The sequence below is a fragment of the Streptomyces sp. NPDC096046 genome (assembly GCF_040303285.1).
GTDB lineage: Bacteria > Actinomycetota > Actinomycetes > Streptomycetales > Streptomycetaceae > Streptomyces.
Map to the genome: position 1 here is coordinate 58,520 of NZ_JBEOSZ010000027.1, position 19,748 is coordinate 78,267.

20 protein-coding genes are annotated in these 19,748 nt (G+C 69.7%); 17 read left to right on the plus strand and 3 right to left on the minus strand.

Annotation, left to right across the window (positions count from 1 at the left end; genetic code table 11):
* Positions 1-7: 7 nt before the first annotated feature.
* Together ABTX62_RS23275 and ABTX62_RS23280 are read left to right on the plus strand one after the other, a co-directional pair.
* Positions 8-469, plus strand: coding sequence for a PPC domain-containing DNA-binding protein (locus ABTX62_RS23275; protein ID WP_352117985.1), 462 nt, complete (start codon positions 8-10; stop codon positions 467-469).
* Between the two features lie 22 nt (positions 470-491).
* Positions 492-1,115 (plus strand): GNAT family N-acetyltransferase, encoded by a 624-nt coding sequence (locus ABTX62_RS23280; protein ID WP_352117986.1) that lies wholly within the window; start codon positions 492-494, stop codon positions 1,113-1,115.
* A gap of 241 nt (positions 1,116-1,356) precedes the next feature.
* On the opposite strand, the gene ABTX62_RS23285 is transcribed toward ABTX62_RS23280, so the two are convergent.
* On the minus strand, positions 1,357-2,004 hold the full coding sequence (locus tag ABTX62_RS23285; protein WP_352117987.1) for a hypothetical protein: 648 nt from the start codon (positions 2,002-2,004) through the stop codon (positions 1,357-1,359).
* A gap of 849 nt (positions 2,005-2,853) precedes the next feature.
* Here ABTX62_RS23285 and ABTX62_RS23290 point away from each other — a divergent pair.
* From ABTX62_RS23290 to ABTX62_RS23330, 9 genes are all read left to right on the plus strand, one after another.
* Positions 2,854-3,030: a hypothetical protein gene (locus ABTX62_RS23290; RefSeq protein WP_352117988.1), complete on the plus strand. Its 177-nt coding sequence runs from the start codon at positions 2,854-2,856 to the stop codon at positions 3,028-3,030.
* Positions 3,027-5,669, plus strand: a complete 2,643-nt coding sequence (locus tag ABTX62_RS23295; RefSeq protein WP_352117989.1) for a hypothetical protein — start codon at positions 3,027-3,029, stop codon at positions 5,667-5,669. The genes ABTX62_RS23290 and ABTX62_RS23295 overlap by 4 nt, the downstream gene beginning before the upstream one ends.
* Complete coding sequence (locus ABTX62_RS23300; protein WP_352117990.1) at positions 5,666-6,502, plus strand: DciA family protein; 837 nt, start codon at positions 5,666-5,668, stop codon at positions 6,500-6,502. The genes ABTX62_RS23295 and ABTX62_RS23300 overlap by 4 nt, the downstream gene beginning before the upstream one ends.
* A gap of 111 nt (positions 6,503-6,613) precedes the next feature.
* On the plus strand, positions 6,614-7,633 hold the full coding sequence (locus tag ABTX62_RS23305; RefSeq protein ID WP_352117991.1) for a serine/threonine-protein kinase: 1,020 nt from the start codon (positions 6,614-6,616) through the stop codon (positions 7,631-7,633).
* Positions 7,528-8,283 (plus strand): DNA polymerase Y family protein, encoded by a 756-nt coding sequence (locus ABTX62_RS23310; RefSeq protein WP_352117992.1) that lies wholly within the window; start codon positions 7,528-7,530, stop codon positions 8,281-8,283. The genes ABTX62_RS23305 and ABTX62_RS23310 overlap by 106 nt, the downstream gene beginning before the upstream one ends.
* 67 nt (positions 8,284-8,350) lie before the next feature.
* On the plus strand, positions 8,351-8,713 hold the full coding sequence (locus ABTX62_RS23315; RefSeq protein ID WP_352118024.1) for a DUF6292 family protein: 363 nt from the start codon (positions 8,351-8,353) through the stop codon (positions 8,711-8,713).
* A gap of 32 nt (positions 8,714-8,745) precedes the next feature.
* On the plus strand, positions 8,746-9,198 hold the full coding sequence (locus tag ABTX62_RS23320) for a MarR family transcriptional regulator (protein WP_352117993.1): 453 nt from the start codon (positions 8,746-8,748) through the stop codon (positions 9,196-9,198).
* Positions 9,198-9,506 (plus strand): cyclic nucleotide-binding domain-containing protein, encoded by a 309-nt coding sequence (locus tag ABTX62_RS23325; protein WP_352118025.1) that lies wholly within the window; start codon positions 9,198-9,200, stop codon positions 9,504-9,506. The genes ABTX62_RS23320 and ABTX62_RS23325 overlap by 1 nt, the downstream gene beginning before the upstream one ends.
* Positions 9,507-9,822: 316 nt before the next feature.
* A complete protein-coding gene (locus tag ABTX62_RS23330; RefSeq protein WP_352117994.1) occupies positions 9,823-10,629 on the plus strand; it encodes a DUF6008 family protein in 807 nt (268 codons plus the stop codon).
* A gap of 1,928 nt (positions 10,630-12,557) precedes the next feature.
* On the opposite strand, the gene ABTX62_RS23335 is transcribed toward ABTX62_RS23330, so the two are convergent.
* Positions 12,558-13,514 (minus strand): ScbA/BarX family gamma-butyrolactone biosynthesis protein, encoded by a 957-nt coding sequence (locus ABTX62_RS23335; RefSeq protein WP_352117995.1) that lies wholly within the window; start codon positions 13,512-13,514, stop codon positions 12,558-12,560.
* A 106-nt stretch (positions 13,515-13,620) separates the two neighbouring features.
* Here ABTX62_RS23335 and ABTX62_RS23340 point away from each other — a divergent pair, with 106 nt between their 5' ends.
* The 3 genes from ABTX62_RS23340 (at position 13,621) to ABTX62_RS23350 (ending at position 15,870) form a co-directional block, all read left to right on the plus strand.
* Complete coding sequence (locus ABTX62_RS23340) at positions 13,621-14,238, plus strand: ScbR family autoregulator-binding transcription factor (protein ID WP_352117996.1); 618 nt, start codon at positions 13,621-13,623, stop codon at positions 14,236-14,238.
* Between the two features lie 78 nt (positions 14,239-14,316).
* The gene (locus ABTX62_RS23345) at positions 14,317-15,024 is read left to right on the plus strand and encodes an HAD family hydrolase (protein WP_352117997.1); all 708 of its coding nucleotides are present in this window, start codon (positions 14,317-14,319) and stop codon (positions 15,022-15,024) included.
* Positions 15,025-15,078: 54 nt separating this feature from the next.
* Positions 15,079-15,870: an SDR family NAD(P)-dependent oxidoreductase gene (locus ABTX62_RS23350; protein ID WP_352117998.1), complete on the plus strand. Its 792-nt coding sequence runs from the start codon at positions 15,079-15,081 to the stop codon at positions 15,868-15,870.
* A 55-nt stretch (positions 15,871-15,925) separates the two neighbouring features.
* On the opposite strand, the gene ABTX62_RS23355 is transcribed toward ABTX62_RS23350, so the two are convergent.
* Positions 15,926-16,570: a TetR family transcriptional regulator gene (locus tag ABTX62_RS23355; protein WP_352118026.1), complete on the minus strand. Its 645-nt coding sequence runs from the start codon at positions 16,568-16,570 to the stop codon at positions 15,926-15,928.
* 359 nt (positions 16,571-16,929) lie between these two features.
* Between ABTX62_RS23355 and ABTX62_RS23360 the strand changes: the two genes are divergently transcribed.
* From ABTX62_RS23360 to ABTX62_RS23370, 3 genes are all read left to right on the plus strand, one after another.
* Entirely contained in the window at positions 16,930-18,135 is a 1,206-nt protein-coding gene (locus tag ABTX62_RS23360) for an IS701 family transposase (RefSeq protein WP_352117999.1), read from the plus strand.
* 76 nt (positions 18,136-18,211) lie between these two features.
* The gene (locus ABTX62_RS23365; RefSeq protein ID WP_352118000.1) at positions 18,212-18,655 is read left to right on the plus strand and encodes a winged helix-turn-helix transcriptional regulator; all 444 of its coding nucleotides are present in this window, start codon (positions 18,212-18,214) and stop codon (positions 18,653-18,655) included.
* A gap of 103 nt (positions 18,656-18,758) precedes the next feature.
* Complete coding sequence (locus tag ABTX62_RS23370; RefSeq protein ID WP_352118001.1) at positions 18,759-19,736, plus strand: DUF1702 family protein; 978 nt, start codon at positions 18,759-18,761, stop codon at positions 19,734-19,736.
* The last annotated feature ends 12 nt before the right edge of the window (positions 19,737-19,748 follow it).

Here is a 19,748-nt window from a genome sequence, read left to right on the forward strand (position 1 = left end):
CCCTATCTTGCGCAGCTACGAACTCACCACCGGCCGGACCTTCGGCGTGACCTTCGATCACGGCGACGACTTCTTTCCCACCCTCGCCGACTTCTGCCGCAGCAAGAACGTACGGCACGGCTACATCCCCATGTTCATCGCCGGCTTCGCCGAAGCCGAGATCGTCGGCGCCTGCGAGAAGCTAGAGAACCCCGAGGCTCCCGTGTGGAGCAAGGTCCACCTGACCGGAGTGGAGGCCATGGGGTGCGGAACGCTCGCGTATGACGCTGAGACGGACACGGTCCTGCCGCACATCCACACCTCGCTGGGGGAGAAGGCGCGATCGGCCACCGGCCACACAAGCCATCTGCTCAGCGCCCGCGTCCAGTTCCTTGTCGAGATGCTCGTAGTCGAAGTCACCGCCCCGGTGATGACCCGGCCCAAGAACCCCGACCTCTACGACGTACCCCTGCTGACCTTCGACGCGTGACGGCCGCCTGAGGAGATCACCTGTGACGTATCCGATCCGCATCCTCGGCAACCAGGTCGTCCTACACGAGTTCTCCCTCGAGGACGTCGACGACGTCCTGGCAATCATCGGAGACGACAAGGTCACAACGTGGCTGTCCTTCGACAGCCGTAACCGGGACCAGGCCGTCGCCATGATCGAGGGCGCGCTCGAGCGCGCTCAGCAGGAGCCCCGGACCGAGTTCTACTTCGGGGTGACCAAGCGCGACGGCGATCGCGTGATCGGATTCGCCAGGATCGGGCTCAGTGGCGTCCAGGCCGGGAAGCTGGGCTACGCCATCGCAGCTACGGAGTGGGGCCGCAGCTACGCCACGGACGCGGCCCGCGCTCTGGTCACATACGCGTTCAAGGAGATCGGTCTCCACCGGATCACCGCGGCGATCGGTTCGGACAACGCCGCCTCGATCGCCGTCGTTCAGCAGCTCGGGTTCGCCGCGAGGGCGTGTTGCGCGACCACGTCTTCACCAACGGAGCGTGGCGCGACAGCGTGCTGTTCTCCGTTCTCGCCCACGAGTGGAGCTGGTGATGGCTGGACGGCTCGTTCACTGCGCCAGCAGAACCAAGCTCACCGAGAACCCGGTCGACGTGCTGAGTGCTCTGATGCCTGATCAGAGCGTTCGTATGTTCCTACCGGAAGACCCTCTTCCTGGTGCAACCGGCGCTGATCGTGAATGCTGTTCGAGTCCTCTGCTTCCCGTCAGGCGGACGGCCAACTCGGAATGTTGCCCGCCGGACGGGAGATCCGGCGAATCCGGCATACCGCTCTTGGCGAATCCGGAAAAACATGTTCGGATCATGGGCACCACGAGCGCGACCTGCGCGTTTGTAGTCGACAACGGGTCGAAGACGTCATTGAGGAGGTGCAGCGAAGGGATGCGTCAGATGCGGGGGAGTGTCCTTGGACTTGTCCGCCTCGGCACTACGGGGGCGCAGTGCGCGCAGCGCGGCCCTCAGCGTCGGCTCGTAGTCCGCGGGGTTCCAGTCGTCGGGCACCGTCACCTTCGTCCGCAGTCTCTCCCCGCCGACCCGGTGGACTTTGCAGTCGACGAACGGGATCAGGCCCAGGCCCTTGGCGTGCAGGAGGACCGGCTTGCCGGCCTTCACCATGTCGATGACCTCGAGGCGGGCAGTCTCGCCCAACCTGTAGACGTGCCCTTCGGCACCGCGCTTGGGGGAGGCGACGACGACCATGCCGTCGAAGCTGGCCGCTTCCTGCTTCCACTTCTCCGCGTAGGTCTCGGGCGTGAACAGGTCGTTGAACTGCAGCAGTTCAACCCCGGGCAGCCGGTGGCGGATCTTCGCAAGGCGCCGGTCCCACTCCTGGCGGCGGGCGATGTGCGGGGTGGCGCAGATGTAGACGCGGACCAGGTCGCCGACCTTCCGCTGCTCGCGGATCTTCTTCATGGCCGCGATGTACGCGCGCTGCTGTGCGGCGGTCGCGTAGGTGGCAACGCCGGGATCCATGGCGTCCCAGCCTGGGGGAGGGGATGCAGGCATGGACATCATCTTGCCCTGAGCCACCGTCAGCCCACGTTCCAGCACCGCGAGATGCCCCTTCCACACGGTTCTCGCCGACTCACCCGCAACGCCCTCTGCACGAAGCGTGAGCGACGCTGTATGGTGGCTGCGATCAAGGTCTATCTGAATATTGAAAATCCCCCGCGCCTTGGGAAGCCCGGGGGAGTAGAGAACCTGCAAAGGAGGCTCTCGGTGTTCATGGCACCACTGTACCCGTGGGCCTTCCGGGCCACACAAGATCCCCGCCGTCTCCGCGATCAATCGCGCTGCACGTCAGCGGGGTCTTTTCGCGTTCCCGCGCACCCCGACCAGCCCTCCGCAGAGGGGTCGAGATGACGTAGGTCTGGGGCGGCATTCGCCGCCGGGACGCTCAGCCACCCAGGTGACTCGCAATCACCCCGGCTGGCGCCCCATCTGTCTCCAGAGGGTTTCGCACGCCCTCTGAAGGGGTTGTCCGGCCGGTTCGCACCCGGTCGAACAGTTCGATTCTCGGTTTCGCCCAGAAACCTGAAGCACCACGAGGGGCTTCGTCATGCCCTCTTCCAACTAGAAGGAGGCCGTCGCCATTCTGCACGACCAGCTTGCCTCGCGCCAGTCTGACAATGCCCGGTTGATCCGGTTTTGCCAGCCTGGGCTGTCACATGTGACGGAAAATGTCCGCCCCGTACGTCCCGAATGCGCGGTTGTTCGGGTCGGCTTCCGGGTTGCCCCGAGCATTCCTGCTGCGGTTGTCCACAGCCCCGCCGCGGCTCCGCAGAATCTGTCCACAGGCCGATCGGGTGACGATCGCCCGATGATCGTTTCTGCTTCGTCAGCTGGGATGAGCCGGTGAGCGCCGTAGCGGCGCCGGCCGCCGCGATGGTGCCCACCCCGCGTCCGTCAGTCGACGACGCCGACGCGGTCGAGGTGCTGCCCGGCCTGTACGTGCCGGAGGCGGGTCAGTGGCTGTCGACTGACGATCGCCCGATGATCGTGTCCGCTTCGTCAGCCGGGATGAGCCGGTGAGCGCTGTGGCGGCGTCGGCCGCCACGCTGGACCGCCCGCTCGGTGAGCTCTTCGACGACTCCGTCGACGAGGCTCTGGTGCTTCCCGGGCAGCGGACCGCGCTGCAGTCGGTGCCGGCCTCGGGGCAGGCGGGCGACGAAGACTCGGACGACCCGTTGCGCCTCGGTCGGAAGATGCGGCTGCGGCTGCTCGCTGCGGTCCAGGCGCTGATGGCGGATCCGTCGATCGCCGGGCTGAAGGACACGCCGAAGCTGGCGTCGGTGGTGATGTACGCGAAGTCGCGGGCGCCCAAGGGCGAGAAAACCGACCTCCAGACCTCGATCTGGGGGGCGGAGCTGGGCCGCTGGCTGGGCATGAAGGAGTCGACGGTCCACCACGAGGTGCTGCCTGTGCTGCGTGGCTCGGGTGCGCTGCGGACCCGTGTGGTGAGGGACGCGCAGGGGCACCCGACCGGGTTGGACTGCCTGGTGATGCCGCTGTGGAACGCCCACCACGGCGGGGGAGCGGGTCACCCGCTGGCGCTGGACAAGGCGGAGCTGGCGACGCTGCTGCGCCTCCTCGAGGCGCTGTTCGGGCCGGGTTGGACGCCGGAGGGCAAGGAGCCGACGCCGCCGGGGCTGCTGGCCGGCCGTACGGGCAAGGGCGCGGCGACCGACCGGCTCGGGCTGCTGCTGATGGTGCTGAACACCCCGGCGTCGGGCTGGCTGCAGTTGTGCGGCGGCTCGGTCAAGAAGAAGGAGGGGCGCGGGGCGGCGACGCTGGCGCGGCTGTTGGGCTGCTCGCCGTCCGGGGCGCGGAAGGTCCTGGCGCGGCTGACGGAGGCCGGTGTCGTGGCGCGGCAGCACCGGGATACGGCGACGCGGATGCGCGGCCGGAGCCGGGTCAGGCTGCTGCCCGTGGCTCGTGCGTACGGTCGCACCGTGGCCTCTGTGGAGACTGTTCAGAACTCCGAGAGCGTGTTTCTGGCGCGTCCTGATGGTGCGTGCGGAGATCATGCTCCGACTGATGTGGCTGGTGCCCTTGGTACCTCTGGGATCTGGGGTGCTGAGGGTGGTGAAAGTGCGGGAGATCAGGAGCGTCCCGATGGTGCAGAGTTCCACGCAGTCCACGCTTCTGTGGTTACTCCTGGAGTTCCTCAACAGCTCTCTTGGGGTTTTTCCGGCGAAGGCCGTGGGGGTGAAGGCCGTCGGCCGGAGCGCGTGTGCGTGCGCGAGGACCAGGCCGTCGACGGCGAAACCGCCGTTGCCGGGTCGGCGTCGCCGGTGGCTGAGGGCGGCCCGCTTCGCGGGGAAAAGCCGAAGGAGTCCTCGGTCGATGAGCGGGGTGGGCAGCGTGCTGCTGGGGCTGTGGCCGGTGGTCGGCTGAAGGCCGTGGGTGGTGGAAAGGCGCAGCAGCAGCGGAGGGTTGGCCTTCCGGCTGATCTTGGTCTGCGGGTGGCTCTGGGGCCGGTCTCGGGGCTGTGGGAGCGGTTGTCGGGCTGGCAGCAGGGCCGGGTTGAGGCGGCCGCGAAGGCGGAGCTGGCACGCCTGGAAGGTCTGCTGGCGCTGCCGGGTGGCGCGCCGCGGCTGCTGGCCGACCGGCTCACCGACCGGCTGAAGGAGACCGGCGGCGAGGCCCTGGTCAACAAGCCGTACGGGTGGCTGATCGGGCGGGGCTTGGTGCAGCGGAAGGCGTGCACGGACTGGCGCTGTGACGACGGGATCCGGTTGGACACCGGCGGGGAGTGCGAGAACTGCGGCAACGTGGTCCACATCCGGCGTGCCCGGCGGGCGAAGATCGCGGCGGAGGTCGACCGGGAGCTGCCTGGCCTGAGTGAGGGCGAGCGCCGCCGGGTCCTCGAGGAGCGGCTGCGGGAGCAGGCGGCCATCGAGGCGGAGGGCCTCGTGCGGCGTCGGGAGCAGGCCCGCGCGGAGCAGGCCCGCCGCGATGCCGCCCGTGCGGCTGCCCGGGAGCGGGCGGAGCGCGAACGTGAGGCCGCAGCCGCTGCCGAAGCGGTGCGCCAGGCCATGCCGTGCGAGGACTGCGGGCAGGACCAGGCGGCCGGGCTGTGCGAGGCGTGCGACCACCGCCGTCAGACCGAGACCCTGATCGGTGAGGCCGGTCTCCTCGCGGCGGCCTGGTCCGCCGAACTGACCGACCCGGGCAACGTCGCGGCCGTGGTCGCCGAAGTCCGGACGGCCATCGGCAACAGCATCGCCACCGCATGGCAGGAGTTCCTGCAGATCACCGACGTCGCCATGCTGGAGGCCAATCCGCAGGCAGCTGAGGACGCGTACGCATTCGCCGCGTTCCAGACCGCACAGCAGGCCGTCCAGGAGTACCAGGACAACGCCCTGAACATGCTGGGCCGGACCGAGGAGGCCGAAGCCGAGGCCCGGCGGGCGTTCAAGGCCGAGCAGCACCGCCCGTGGTTCCAGCACAACCCGAACGGCGCGGACGCCATCGCCGCCGCGACGAAGGCCGCCGACGCTGCCCGGGATCGCGTTGCTGAGTACCTGCTGACGGCGCGGCTGGAGCAGCTGCGCGAGCAGGCAGCGGTGCGCACCGAGCCGGCCGCGCCCGCGCCGTGGACTGACCGGCTCACCAGGCTCGCCGCGCGTTCGCTGGACGGCGGTACGGCCGGGGCGGTGATGGCGTGAGCATTGAGCTGAGCGGGGTCGACCTCGCGCGCCAGGCCCTGGTCGCGGCCCGGGAGGCGGCGAAGAAGAACGGCGCCCCCCGCAAGGAGAAGCCGAAGCGGCGTACCGGCACGGCACTGCGCCGTGACGGCCGGGAGCCGCTCGGGCTCGGTGCGGCGATCGGCATGATGATGACCGAGCGCGGCATGGTCGCCCCGGCCGCCGGCGGCAGCGTCCTCGCCCATTTCGACGACATTCTCGCCGCGGCCGCGCCCGAGCTCGCCGGTCACGTCCAGGCCGTGGGCTTCGACGTGGACACCGGCCGTCTGGACGTCGCTCCCGACGCTCCCGCGTACGGCACGAAACTGCGCTGGAGCGCGCCGAAGCTGATCGCGGCGGCCAACGAGCGGGTGCGGGATGCGAACGTCCGCGCCCTGCACGTCCTGGCGCCCGCGCCCGTGAAGGCCGGCTCCGCCATGGCGGCCGCCGATCCGATCCCGCAGACAGCCCCGCCCGCCGGGCCGGTGCAGCGACGGACCCCGCCGGACGGCTACCGCCTGGCCATCGAAGCGCACCGCCAGGCCGCGCGGCCGTCCCGGGTTGACCCGGACATCGCGGAAGCGGTGGAGCGGCAGACCGCCGCGATGCGGGAGCTGAGCCGTCGTGCGTTCCCGGAGCCGGACGTGCCTGCGGACGACGCGCCGGCCCCGATCGACGCGGCTCGCGCCCAGCGCCGCCGCCAGGCCGCGGCCACCGAGGCCGCCGCCCTGCGCCGGGCCCGGCAAGAGCGTGCGGCCCGGGAAGCCGGGACGCCGGCCGTCGGTCCGCCTCCTGCACTGCGGACCACGGCCTGACCCGAGAACGCGATCAGCACTTCCCTGGTGACAGGTGGTTGTCCCGGCGTAGCGTGACGGGTACACGCCTGGTACACCGTGCGTCGCGGTGCGTACCGAGAAGGGGGAGTCGTGCAGGCAGGGACCGTGCTGGACGGCCGCTACCAGCTGATCGAGGCGATCGGTGCGGGCGGGTTCGGGCAGGTCTGGAAGGCGCACGATCCCAAGGTCGACCGGCTGGTGGCGGTCAAGGTCCTCACCAGCGACGGCAGCACGGACAGCAGCCGACAGGCGGCCCGCTTCGCCCGCGAAGCCGCGGTCGCCGGCGGCCTGTCCCATCCGCACATCGTCACCGTCCACGACTTCGGCTCCGCGAGGTACGACGGACGGTTACACGCCTACCTGGTGATGGAGCTGCTTCGCGGCAAGCCCCTCAGCGTCGTGCTGAAAGACGGCCGGCTGCCCCTGCCCGATGCCGTCCGCACGGCGGTCTGCATCGCCGACGCCCTGGGCACCGCACACGCGGCAGGCCTGACACACCGGGACATCAAGCCGTCCAACATCATCGTCCGCCCCAACGGCCAGGCGACGGTGGTCGACTTCGGCATCACCAAGAGCAGCGACGAACGGCATGACATCACCACCAGCGGCGTCCTGATCGGCACCCCGGCCTACATGGCACCCGAGTGCTTCAACGGCACGTTCGACCACCGCTCCGACCTGTACTCGCTCGGGTGCGTGCTCTACGAGATGCTCACTGGGCACCAGCCCTTCACCGGGAGCTCCTGGCACCTGATCAACCAGCACCTCAACGAACAGCCGCCTCCCTTGATCAAACGGCGGCTCTCCACCCCGCCTGCACTGGTCAACCTGATTGAACGGCTCCTGGCCAAGAACCCTGACGACCGCCCAGCCGACGCCTTCCAGGTCATGCTGGCCCTCCGTGAAATCGACCGGGTGCGCTGCCGTACTACGGCGTGGACGCAGGCCAGCTGGGCGAGGTGCTGCGCATCCGCGCCTTGTCCCGGCTGGGAGTCGACGTCCGGGTGGGCATCGGACCGTCGATCACGATCGCGGCCACTGCCTCCGCTCAGGTTCCACAGCCCGGCGGCGTCCTGGCCGTCGCGCCCGAGGAGGCCGCCGGGTGGCTGAGGCCGCTGCCGGTCGAGGCCCTGCACAGCATCGGCCCCCGCCAGGCTGCGGTGCTGCGGGACTACGGCATCCACTGCGTGGGCCTGCTCGCCGCCGTCCCGCCCGCCACCGTCCAGCGCCTGCTGGGCGGGAAGGCCGGCCGCCTGGCCGCCGACCGGGCCCGCGGCATCGACCCCCGACCCGTCGTCCCCCGCGCCCTGCCCGCCACCGCGAGCGTGCGCTACCACTTCGACCAGCACACGCTGGACGGCGCCGAAGTGCGCGCGGCCCTCCTCCGGCTGGTCGTGGAGCTCGGGACCCGGCTGCGCGGCCGCGGCCAGGTGGCCCGCGCCCTCACCCTGACCCTGCAGTTCGCCGGCGGCGGCAGATGGGAGAAGACCCGCCGCCTGGCAGCGCCCTCCGGCCACGAGGACGACCTGCGCCAACTCGCCTATCAGTTGATGGACGCCGCCGCTCTTCAGCGCGGCCGCCTGACCGCTCTCGTACTGAAGGGTGAGGACCTCATCGACGCCGACCAGGCCGCCTGGCAGCTCTCCCTCGATGACGCCCGTGAGGCCCGCCTCGCCGCGGAAAGCGCCGTCGACCGTGTGCGCGACAAGTTCGGCCCCCAGGTGATCGGCCCCGCCGCAGTCTTCCGCCGCGCCTCATAGCTGCCACTCCCGTGGAGGTAGACCCGTGCTGCTCGACCCGCCAGGAACGCGCGGCGCACCCCAGGGGATGCCGCACTGGCCCTACGTCCAGGCCGTCGACGACGCCCTGACCGCACGCGGTCTCCCGCCCGGTGCCGTCCGGGCCAGCCACCGAGGCCTCGAGCGCGGCCTGACCACCTACATGACCCTCGCCTGGGACGTCTCCCGCACCAGCGGCCGCGGCGGAATCCGGCTCAACTGGGAGGAACGCCAGGGCTGGTACTACGCCCTGACCGGCCTCAACTCCTACGACGTCCTGCTCTACACCGTGGTCACGGCCACCTGCGCACTCAGGAGCACTTCTCGCGTTTGTGATCAAGCCTCGGACAGGTCACCTCGTGAAAGCCCGAGGTTAAGTTCATCTGGTCGGCCTCGAAGCCGCCTCTCATGACCGTCAGACAACCCCCGTTCACGGAGGGCCCGTTGGGAGCAGCACGCAGGCTGGTTGATGCCGAGACAGGCGAGGCGGTCCCCTATGCGCCGTACGCCTTCTCCGGCAGGCACACACAGGTAGACAAGGCGCGCGTCGAGGCGATCACCGAATCCAAGGCTTTCACGCCCAGCCAAAAGTTCCTCGTCCTGTGGTGGATCGGGGTCTCGCCCGAGGGCATGGAGCCGTTGCGGGCCACCGGAGCCGACATCGCCAAGCGGGTGGGGATGTCCACCGACGCTGTAGGGAAAATCAACAGGAAGTTGGCCAAGCACCGCATCCTGATCGTCCGAGGACGGATCGGCAACTACAACTTCTACCGAATCAGCCCGTACATCGCTTTCCACGGAACGGGGCTCGAGCAGCGTGAAGCGGTGAAGACATGCAACCCGCCGGACATCCCCGGATTCAACGAGAACGCCCCTGCGCGGTGGGAGGCCCAGTGATCAGCAGTGACGACAAGCAGAAGAACCTCGAGCTGCTTGAGAGGACGGCAGGCATGACCGCCAACCAGCGCCTCGTCGTCATGCTGTACGCCCTGCACCCGACCGACCGGTCCGGTGCCGTTCTCGAGACGGCCGCCAACCTGGCCCAGCTCGTCGGCATGGCGCCCCCCGTCTTCTCCCGCACCCGCAAGCAGGTCATCGAGGCCGGGTGGCTGGAGGAGACCGAGAGGATCGGGCACATCAAGTACCGACTCGACCCCAAGCGCATGGGGGAGAACGTCGTCGTCCCTCTGCGCCGCGCGACCTGACGTCCCACCGACCGCACCTCATTGACGTGACGTACATGAGGTGCGGTCGACAGGACGTGCTCATTGACCCCTGAACAAGTCACGACTCGGTCGAGGCGCGGCAGGCAGTGCGCACGTCAGAAGACGCAGTGCGTCGCCCTTCGCTGGCAAGCCCAGAGCCGGACTCAAGGACGCGGTGCTCGTCAGACCTGGTGAGACCCACTGCGGATCCCGGCAAGTCCGCACGTGTGAAGTGGTTGCTGGAACACCGGTATCCCTAGCGTGACGCGGAGCAACGTACGGATCGCTGACCGCAGGCGGATATCAGGAGAACCTCATGGATCACCCGCGCGGAGCGCACGGAGCACACGAGATGGGAAGTTCCGTCTCTTATCTGGACACCATCGGCGCCGTCTTGTTCATCGGCTGGGCGGTCGCGATGTGGCTGGCTGTCGTCGTGCTCGCCTACGCGAATCGCGGGCCGGTCCGGCCGTGGCTGTACAGGACCGCGGTCGGCGTCATCGGGCTCGGCGTGATCGGGCAGATCGGGCACTTCCAGGAGCATGTGACCCAGGCCGCCTACTGGGTGGCCAACCCGTACTCCCCGGCCTGGATGACTCCCTGGGCGGACAGCCTGGCGCGTGGCATGGGCCAGGTGGACCCGAGCAAGCCCGCGCTCGGCATGGAGATCCTGCACCTGACCGGCAACTTCATCTTCCTCGCCGGACTCGTCGGCATCGTGCAGATCACCCGGCGGGCCGTCGGAAGCCTCGCTTCCCGCAAGTGGGCCAGGATGGGCGTGTGGATGCAGGGGATCCACGGCGTGGAGCACGTGGTGCTGACCGTGTCCGTCGCGCTGGGGGCCAGCCGTGCCATCGGGCTGTCCACCTGGTTCGGCGCGATCGACCCCGGGCCCGCGCTGGTGACGTACCGGGTGTGGTGGCACTTCGTCGCCAACCTGATCGGCACGGCCATCCTCGCCATCTCGCTCTACCACCTCTGGAAGGAACGGCGCGCGGTCAAGGCGGGGTACGAGGTTTCCCTGGAGTCCGGAGCGGCCGAGTCCGAGCCCGAGCGTGTCCCGGCCCGCTCCGCCGCCCAGGAGGCCGCGGCACCCGAGCCCACCCTCGCCGGACGCTCTTGAGCGGCCTGACCAGGTATCAGGGCCGCACCTGCGCGCGTGCCCGGCCGTCTCGCCTCCGCCGCCGTCCGGCACCGCCAGCACGAGCCGTGCGGGGCCGGACGGCCGCACGCGCAGTCGTTCCCCCGGCAGCGGGCGTCGGTCGTGGCGGCGGGTAGGGGGCGGTCACGGCATGCCCGGCAGAGCCCGGAGTTCCCCGGGCGGTGCGGACGCTCGCAGCGCGGGCAGCAGGCGAGGGGGCGGCGGGAGGGGGAGGGGACCGGGGCCAGGGAGCCGGAACCATGCAGGCCCTCGGCGCGCGTGACCGTTTCCCCGCGGCGATCCGGTGTTCCCTCCCGGCGGGCCGCCGCGCGCCGCGCCACCACCTCACGGCAGGCGGAGCAGCTTGCACCGGTCGACCACAGCACGCCCGCCTCGCAGTCCGGATCGGCGCAGCCCCAGCGAGGGAGGGCCACGCCCAGCAGCCACCGGCCCGGGTCCCTTATGTCGGTGAGCATGGTGTGCGCGAGGCGCTGGGTGAGCCTGGCCCGCAGGCGGGGCACGGTGGTGCCGTCGTCGAGCTGCCGGGCGATCTCCCGGCCGATTCTGCGCTGCACATAGGTGTTCACGTCGGCGAGCAGGAAGCGGACTGGCTCCAGCACGCCGTGGAGCCTGCCGCTGAAGGTCAGGTGCGGCCCCGCGTACGGCTTCTTGCCGGGGATGGGGGAGGGGAGTCGTTCCCCACCCGCGCGCAGCGCGCGATCACCGGGTCTTCGGGCGGGGCGCGGTGTCGTGAGGCGGGACTCGGCGTTCTTGTCCACCGGTACCTCGCCTACGGCGGATGGGACAAGCGCGGCGTCGTTCTCGGGTCGGTCAGTCATCAGGTCTTCCTTGTTCGCGAGCCAACGCGCATCAGCATCGGAACCTAATCGGTCATCAGAACAGGAGGAGGCAGCTGTCGGTTGGTCGTGCACGACGAACACGTGACGCCCCTGGAAGCCGGCTCGCCGCCGTACGTCGATCCACCCGGATGCCACCAGTTCGTCGACGATGCGCCCCGCCGCGTCCGAACTGATCGCCGCTCCCGCCCGCCGGCCGGAATGGTGGCGCAGGAAGCCGGCGAGGACACCCTCGGTCAGGGGGATCCTCTGCACGACGGCGTACGCGATGACCGCGTAGGCGCGGAGAAGGCGAGGCCGCAGCAGTTCGCTCGCCACTACGGGCAGCCAGATGAACCGCTCGGTGCGCTGCAGTGGGCGGACCCGGCGGAGCGCGGTGGTCCCGCGGCCGCCCGGCAGGGACCGGCGCCGGCTGTCGGGCAGTTCGACGACGCCGTCGGGGGCCGGTGCACGCAGCTGCGCCAGGCCGCGCTGGACGGTCGACGAGGACAGGCCGAGATACGAGGCGAGGGTGGCGACCCCCGCGGTGCAGCCCTCCACCCGCAGGCCGAGCGCCTTGACCTTGATGTACACGCTGAGCGCGGCATCGGTGTAGTGAGGCGACTCGACGAGCCGCATCGGCACCTTCACCCGGCCGCGCGGCAGGGGCGAGGGGACGAGGCGGTCGTCGCCGGTCCTGGGACGGCTGGATCCGGCCGTCCCAGGACCGGCATTGATGTGTTCTGCAGCCTTATGGACATGTTCATGGGGCTGGAAAAACGCGGGACTCTGGCTCATCATGGGCACGTCTCTTTACGAGGCATGGAAAAGCCGCTGTGCGGCGGCTTGACGGTTCTGGCAGAACCTGGCATCGCGCGTTTCCGGGGTGGCACCCGGAAACGGGCCTTCGCCCGCCGAGTTGGCATCTCGACGGGCGGTGTTGGAAGACCGTGGATCCCAGTGGTGGCAGCACTGGGTGCCGGTCGGTGACCGTTCCCCTCAGGGCATCGGTCGCCCCGTGAAGCTCTACATCCTTTTCCTCACTTCTTCTTCCGGGGCTGCTGACGCCGTGTGTCAGACCCAGGCGGCATCCGCGAGTTCAGCGCTCGCGTGGAAGGCGAAGAAACCTTTCTGTACGGCGTTGACCCGGATGGTGCTGCGGGCGCCCGGGGAGGAGACCGTCGTGAGCGCGGGCTCGGCCTCGATCCAGCAGGGTTCGTCGAACTCGATGTAGCGGTTGAACGAGACGTCCATCGACGTCGGCAGCACTGCTGCCGCCCGTCCGGGCTCCATGGCGTGCGCCGCCTGGCGCACGGACTCCAGCAGCAGCATGCCCGGGACGTGGTCGAGGGCGTGGTCGAAGAGCACGGGATGACTGGTGTCGACGCGAAGCTGCCAGCGCTGCCGCTCGGGTGTCGGCGCCAGGACGATGTCCTGCTCGCGAAGCCGGCCGACGGTGCTGCGTGAGACGGGCTCCGGCGGCTGCGGCGCCTTCGCGAAGACCTCGCCGACCTCCCCCCGGCCCGCGCGCAGGCGCTTGTACACGGCGGGGGTATGACTGGCGAAGCGGACGCTGGCCATGGCCAACGGGTTCCCGTCCCGGGCGATCTCCAGATGCATGGCCATCGATACCGGCACCGAGCGGCGGTAGCGGATGTCCGAGCAGGTCACGTGGAGCTGGATCTCCGCGGGTCTGGCCTCGATGCGCAGGGCCTCAGGAGCGAGGACGTACTGCAGGCGGGACCAGGTCAGGTGGTGGCCGAGCGGAATGTGGTAGCCGACGTGGGCGAGCAGCGTACTGGTCTGCCGGATCGTCTCGCACAGCAGCAGAGGGTCGTGCAGCCCGTGCTCGGGCATGTAGAAGCTGTGGGAGCGGGGCCACTGGGCAGTGGCGGTGAAGACGTCGCGTCCCAGCTTGGTCCAGCCGGTCATCAGGACTTCCGACAGAGCCGCTCGGTGCACGTACTCTCTCGCGACCGTCCTCGTCAGCACAGGCGTGATCGCGCTGTGCGGTTCTGCAGTTGTGAGCATGCCTCTCCCCCATGGCGTGCGTGTCCCCCAAGCCCCGCCTGACCGGCCGGGCGAGCTATAAAATAGTGGTTGTTCGTTTTTTTTGTCGAGAGGAAGCCCACCGCTCATGGTGAAGCTGCAGCAGGACCGAGCAGTCAGGACGCGGGAAACCATCATCAGGGGTGCCGCCGAAGTTTTCGACGAATATGGCTTCAATGGCGCCAGCATCAGCAGGATCATGAAGCGAGCGGGTGTCTCCCAGGGGGCGATGTACTTCCACTTCAAGTCCAAGGAGGACCTCGCCCGGGCCGTGATGAACGCGCAGCCCGACACGATCGTCCCGCGACTGGACGCGCACGGACTGCAGCGGATCGTGGACATGACGTTCGTGTGGGCCTGGCAGATCCAGCGGGACGTCCTGCTGCGCGCGGGAGTCCGCCTCACCAACGAGCAGGAGGGCACCAGCGTTCGCGACGCCAGGCCCTACCAGGAGTGGGCGCAGATCCTCGAAATGACCCTGCGTCAGGCCCAGGAGGCGGGCGAGGTCGTCGAGTCGGCCGACGTCCGCCAGCTCTCCGAGTTCCTCGTCAGCGCGTGCACGGGCATGCAGATGTACGCCAACGCCGTCAGCGGCCGACGGGACCTGCCGGAGCGGGCCGTGGCGATGTGGCGGATCCTGCTGCCGGGCGTCGCCACCGAGGGAATCGCCGAATCGATCGACCTGAACGTACGCCGCTTCGTCTGAACGCCGTCGCGCCGTCGACGTCCCTCGCACCGCCTCTCGACCGTCCACGCCCCCGAACGAACACAGGAGAGATCCTCCGTGCCCAGCGGACTTCGACACCTGCGCCTCGCCGCCCTCAACATCGACGGCGTGCTGCTGAACGACACGTTCAGTCCCGTCATCCACCGCTTCGTCGTCAGCCGCGGCGGCCAGTACACCGCCGAGGTGGAGCGACACGTCTTCTCCCAGCCCCAGCACCTGGCCAGCGCGTACCTGGCGCGCGCGGTACCGGTACCCATGACGGGTCCGCAGGCACTGCGGGCGTACTTCTCCGAGCGCGACGCCTATCTGCGCGAACACCCTGTCCGGGTGGTCGACGGCGCCATCGACCTGGTGCGCCGGGTACGGAGCCTGGGACTGCGGACGGTCTGTTACGGCGGGCTGGGCAGGGAGCACTTCGACCGTTTCCTGGGGTCCTGGGCCCATCTGTTCGACGGGCCCGGCTACGTGTGCACCAACGATGTCCGGCCCGGGATCCGGGAGATCGCCGAGGACGTCTTCGGTCTCGCTCCCGACCAGGTGCTCTTCGTCGACGACGTGGCCCGCGTGGCGGAGAGCGCCAGAAAACTGGGCGTGCCGTTCATCGGCTGTCCCAGCACCTTCGAGCGCAGCTTCCAGCACCGGATGATGAGCGAGGTGGGTGTGCGCCACATCGCGACGTCGTTGGCCTCCCTGGACGACGCGATGCTGCGCGTTGTCGACGGGGAGGCCGCCGCCGGTACGGTCTGGGCCGGTGCGCCGGTGTGAGGTCCACGCAGGCCGGGCCGGTGCGTTTTGACCGTTTTACAGGGGGGATGGACCATGGACGGAAGATTCAGCAACGCGGAGAGACCCAGCGGGCTGCTGGAGGGCAGAGTCGCCATGATCACCGGCGCTTCCAGCGGTATCGGCGCGGCGGCGGCACGTTTATTCGCCATGGAGGGGGCGGCGGTCGTCCTGATGGCCCGGCGCACTGAGCGCGTGGAGCAGCTCGTCGACGACATTGTCCAGAGTGGTGGCCGCGCCCTGGCCGCACCGGGCGACGTCACGGACACCGAGGACGTGCGACGGGTGGTGGCCACGACGGAGCAGGCGTTCGGCCGACTGGATGTGGCGTTCAACAACGCCGGTTGGGGCACCGTTGGCACGAAGCTGCACGAGACGGAGGACGCGGAGTTCGACAAGGTGATGGCGGTCAACGTGGGCGGTGTGTGGAACTGCCTCCGCCACCAGATACCCGCGATGCTCCGTGCCGGGGCCGGTGCAGTGGTGAACACCGCCAGCACGGCGGGCGTGATGGCGACGAGCGCGGGAGCGCCCTACATCGCCGCCAAGCACGCGGTGGTCGGGCTGACGAAGGCCGCAGCGGCCCAGTACGGCGAGCGCGGGATCCGGGTCAACTCCCTGGTGGTGGGCTGCACACGGACCGAACTCATCGAGGGAGCGGTGAAGGAGCAGCCCCACCTGCAGCAGCAGTTCGCCGCGCGCCAGATCCTGAAGCGTATGGCGGACCCGCACGAGGTGGCGCAGGCCGCGCTCTGGCTCGCCGGCCCGCATGCCTCGTTCGTCACGGGGACGGCGATGGCCGTGGACGGTGGCCGGACCGCCGTTTGACAGGGCTCTCCTGACGGGTTGCCGGGTGGCCCGAAACGGTCCGCTCAGCAACCCGTCAGCCGACCGGCTCCCCCTCGATGGTCGGATCCGGCCGGAATCCGGCCAGCTGCTCCCGGCCGGATTCGGCTGTCGGCCGGCCGGGTATGACCGCCTCGTCGGCTGAGACGCCCACGAGGGCCAGGTACCACACCCGCCTGAGCTGGGCGACGGTGCTTTCGAACGCCGGATCCGGCCCCATCCGTCTGCGCAGATAAGCCTCCGCCCCGCTGGTCAGGTGCTCCACGAGCATGGTGACGTCGGCGGGCAGGGCGTCCGTGCGGAGCTGGCCGTCTTCGTACGCGCGGTCGAGCAGGCCGCGAACCATCGGCAGCCAGGCGTCCGACCAGGCTTCGGCGTCCGGGCGCTCGCGGGCCAGGCGGATGGCGGACCGTACCGACGGCTCCTTCTCCATCAGTCTCGCCAGCTCCAGCGTGAGGTCGATCACCAGACGCAGCGGTGGCGTCGCCTCTGTGGGGAGACGCGACAGCGCGGCCAGGGTCACCGACCGCCCTTCCTCCTGCACCGCGTCCGCCAGCCGCGCTTTCGAGGGGAAGTGGAAGGTCACGGCACCGATCGACAGGCCGGCCACGGCGCTGATCCGTGACAGCGACGTCGCGTCGTACCCGTGACGGTCGAACTCCGCGGCCGCCGCTTTGATCAGGGCCTGACGCGTGCGCAGAGCCCTCTCTTGTTTCACCACACCGTCTCCCGAAGAGGGCTCTGAGCGGCCGGAGATAGCAAGGCCCCGACTACGAGGCGCCGGCACACCGCCTGAGCGTCCCGCAGTAAACAAACGTTCATCTTCCACTCAAAGGCTGAGCTCCCATCTGGCGTTCGGCAAGACGAAGTTGCCCAAGAAGTCCCGGATCGCTGCAGCTCACTGGGATGGCGGGGCGGAGCGGGGGCCGACTTGGCGAAGTGCGTGGGGCAACTCTCCTGAGTCGCAAAAAAAAGAGGGCGTTCGCTATTATTTTAGCCTGGTCGGCAGCCGCAGACCTAGACCAGGGAGGGGAACCAGCCATGGGCGCACATGCTCTGACGACCGAACACACGTCGTTGCCCGCCTTCGCTGAGAGACTTTTCGAGTGCCTGCCGCGGGCGGACCAGCGGCGCTGGGCTCATGCCTACGTGCAGGGCCTGCTCGCCACTCCGGGCAAGAAGTCGGTACGCAGGCTCGCCGCGACGGTCTCCACCTCACCGGCCGCGTCACAGTCGTTGCACCAGTTCGTCAACGCCAGTCCCTGGGACTGGACGCCGGTCCGGGCGGAGCTGACCCGGTGGGTCGAGCAGCGCGTGACCCCGCGTGCGTGCGTGATCGGCCAGGCCGTGCTGCGCAAGCGCGGTGAGCACTCCTGCGGCGTACACCGCCGCTTCCTGGCCTCCAGCGGCCGTTCGGTGACGTGCCAGGTGGGCATCGGCATGTTCCTGTCGTCCTACGACCGGGCCGTGCCGGCCGACTGGCGGCTGCTGCTTCCCGGTTCCTGGGCGAAGGACCCCGAACGGCGCCACCGCACCCGGATACCCGCCGAGGTGAGCCCCCGATCCGTCGAGCAGCACATCCTCGACCTCGCGGACACTCTCGCCGACCACAGCCGGAGCGCGCCGCTGCCGGTCGTCGCCGACCTCGAAGCCCTCGGCGGGACCAACGCGGCGTCTTTGGTGCACGGGCTCGCGCGGCGTGGCCGCGACTTCGTGGTGGCCGTCCCCGACCGGCTGCAGGTCGCCGTGGGCCAGCGTCTGCGTCTGGAGCCCGCGCACCGGGAGGACGGACAGGGTCTGGTGCTCGCGGCGCGCAGTCTGTTCGAGTTCGACGCCGGCACCTTGACCCGGCTGGAGAGCGTGGCCCCCTGGAACGGGCGCGGCGGCCAGGCCACGGTCATGTCCGGCTTCGTGCGGCTGCCCGGGGCGGGGCGGGCCGGTGAGCGCATCGACCACACCTACCAGCTCTTCGCCGTCCGCCCCGAAGCAGGGCGGCGCCCCGTCCAGCTGTGGCTGACCAGCCTCACGCACACCCGTATGGAGACGGTGCTCGCGCTGACACAGACGCTCGCGCAGGTGGACGAGTCCGTGCGCGGGATGGCGGACGGCTTTGGCTTGCTTGACTTCGAGGGGCGTTCCTACCCCGGCTGGCACCACCACATGACGCTGGTGTCGGCCGCGTACGCCTACAACCGCCTCGAACGGCGCCCCATGGGCGGCGGAGAGCGGATGCTCGCCGCCGCCTGACGGCCCCGGCACAATCCCGGTACCTCTTCGCCCACTCGGGTAGCCTCACGCAACTCGCCCGGCCCTGAAGGGAACCATGCTGAGACACACGTACGAGGGGCAGGACTGCAACCTTGCCCGGTCCCTCGAGGTCATCGGCGAGCGCTGGACCCTGCTGATCATCCGTTCGGCGCTGCTCGGCACCACCCGCTTCGACGGGTTCCTCTCCCACCTGGACATCGCGCGCAACGTGCTGTCCTCGAGGCTCAACCGGCTCGTCGAGCACGGCATCCTGGAGCGCGTGCCCTACCAGGACAAGCCGGTGCGCCACGAGTACTGGCTCACCCCGGCCGGCCAAGACCTGACCCGGACGGTCGTCGCCCTGATGCAGTGGGGGGACCGCAACCTGCCGCAGGAACTGGGCCCCCCGCGCCGCGCCGACCACGCCGGCTGTACCGGAACCCTCCAGGTCGAACTGCGCTGCACGGACTGCGGACGCGCCGTGCACGACGAAGAGGTGGACGTCCGCCGCATCCGCTGAGGGGTGGGGGAGCGCACGGACGAAGATGCCGCCACGGGGCCAGGACACCCACGATGACAGCCCCGCCGCCGAAAGAGAGAGCGGCACGTACGAGGAGGCGTCCGTGCCCGCACTGGGAGCGCTGCGCAGGCTCATCATGGCTCCGACCCTGGAGGACGTCGGCTTCGCCGGGCGAGGCTTCGACGTCGAACCCACCGAACGCACCCGTCAGCTGGAAGCCGTCCCCCAGACCGTGGTGACCGGCTTCGAGTGGGGCATCGAGGACCGGGACCTGGCCACCACCGAGCGCCGGCTCGCACTGGTCGACCCGCTGAACCGGGGCTTCGCCTACGAGGGCGCCACCATGGCGTGCGCCATCCGCGACGCGATGAGCCGCGGTGGCCACCGCACCCGTGACCTGTTGCGCGGCGGTGGCAGGCCACACATCTTCCTCAACTACATCGGCATCGGCTTCGCCATGGCCAAGCTGCCCCGGCCGTTGTGGAAGAAGCTGCTGCCCGACCTGACCGAGCCGGACCTCTACCCGGCGATGAGCTGGCTGTGCGTCGACGGTTACGGCTTCGACCGTGCCTACTTCGACACCGGCACCTGGGTGGACGGACAGCGCCTGGACACCCCGTACGACTGGGACGGCGTCCCCTCGTACTGGCAGCATGCCTTCGACCAGGGGGTCGGCCGAGCCCTGTGGTTCATCCACGGCGGGCGCGTCGGCAACGTGTCCGCGGCGGTACGGGCGTTCGCGCGCGACCGGCAGGCGGATCTGTGGAGCGGCGTCGGCCTTGCCGCCACCTTCGCCGGCGGCGCCACGGCCGACGGCCTGGCCACGCTGCGCGTCGAGGCCGGGGACTTCGCCGGCCCCCTGGCGCAGGGCGCGGTGTTCGCGGCGAAGGCCCGCCACCACGCCGGGTTCGTTCCCGAGCACAGCGACGTCGCCGTGCATGCGTTCACCGGATACACCGTCGAGGCCGTGGCCCGTCTCGCCGACGACTGCGCGGCCACCGCGCCCGGGGACGGGACCACGCCGGCCTACGAGGTATGGCGGCGCAATGTGCGGACGCAAATGGGCACGGCCGTTGTTTGAGCACATCTGAAG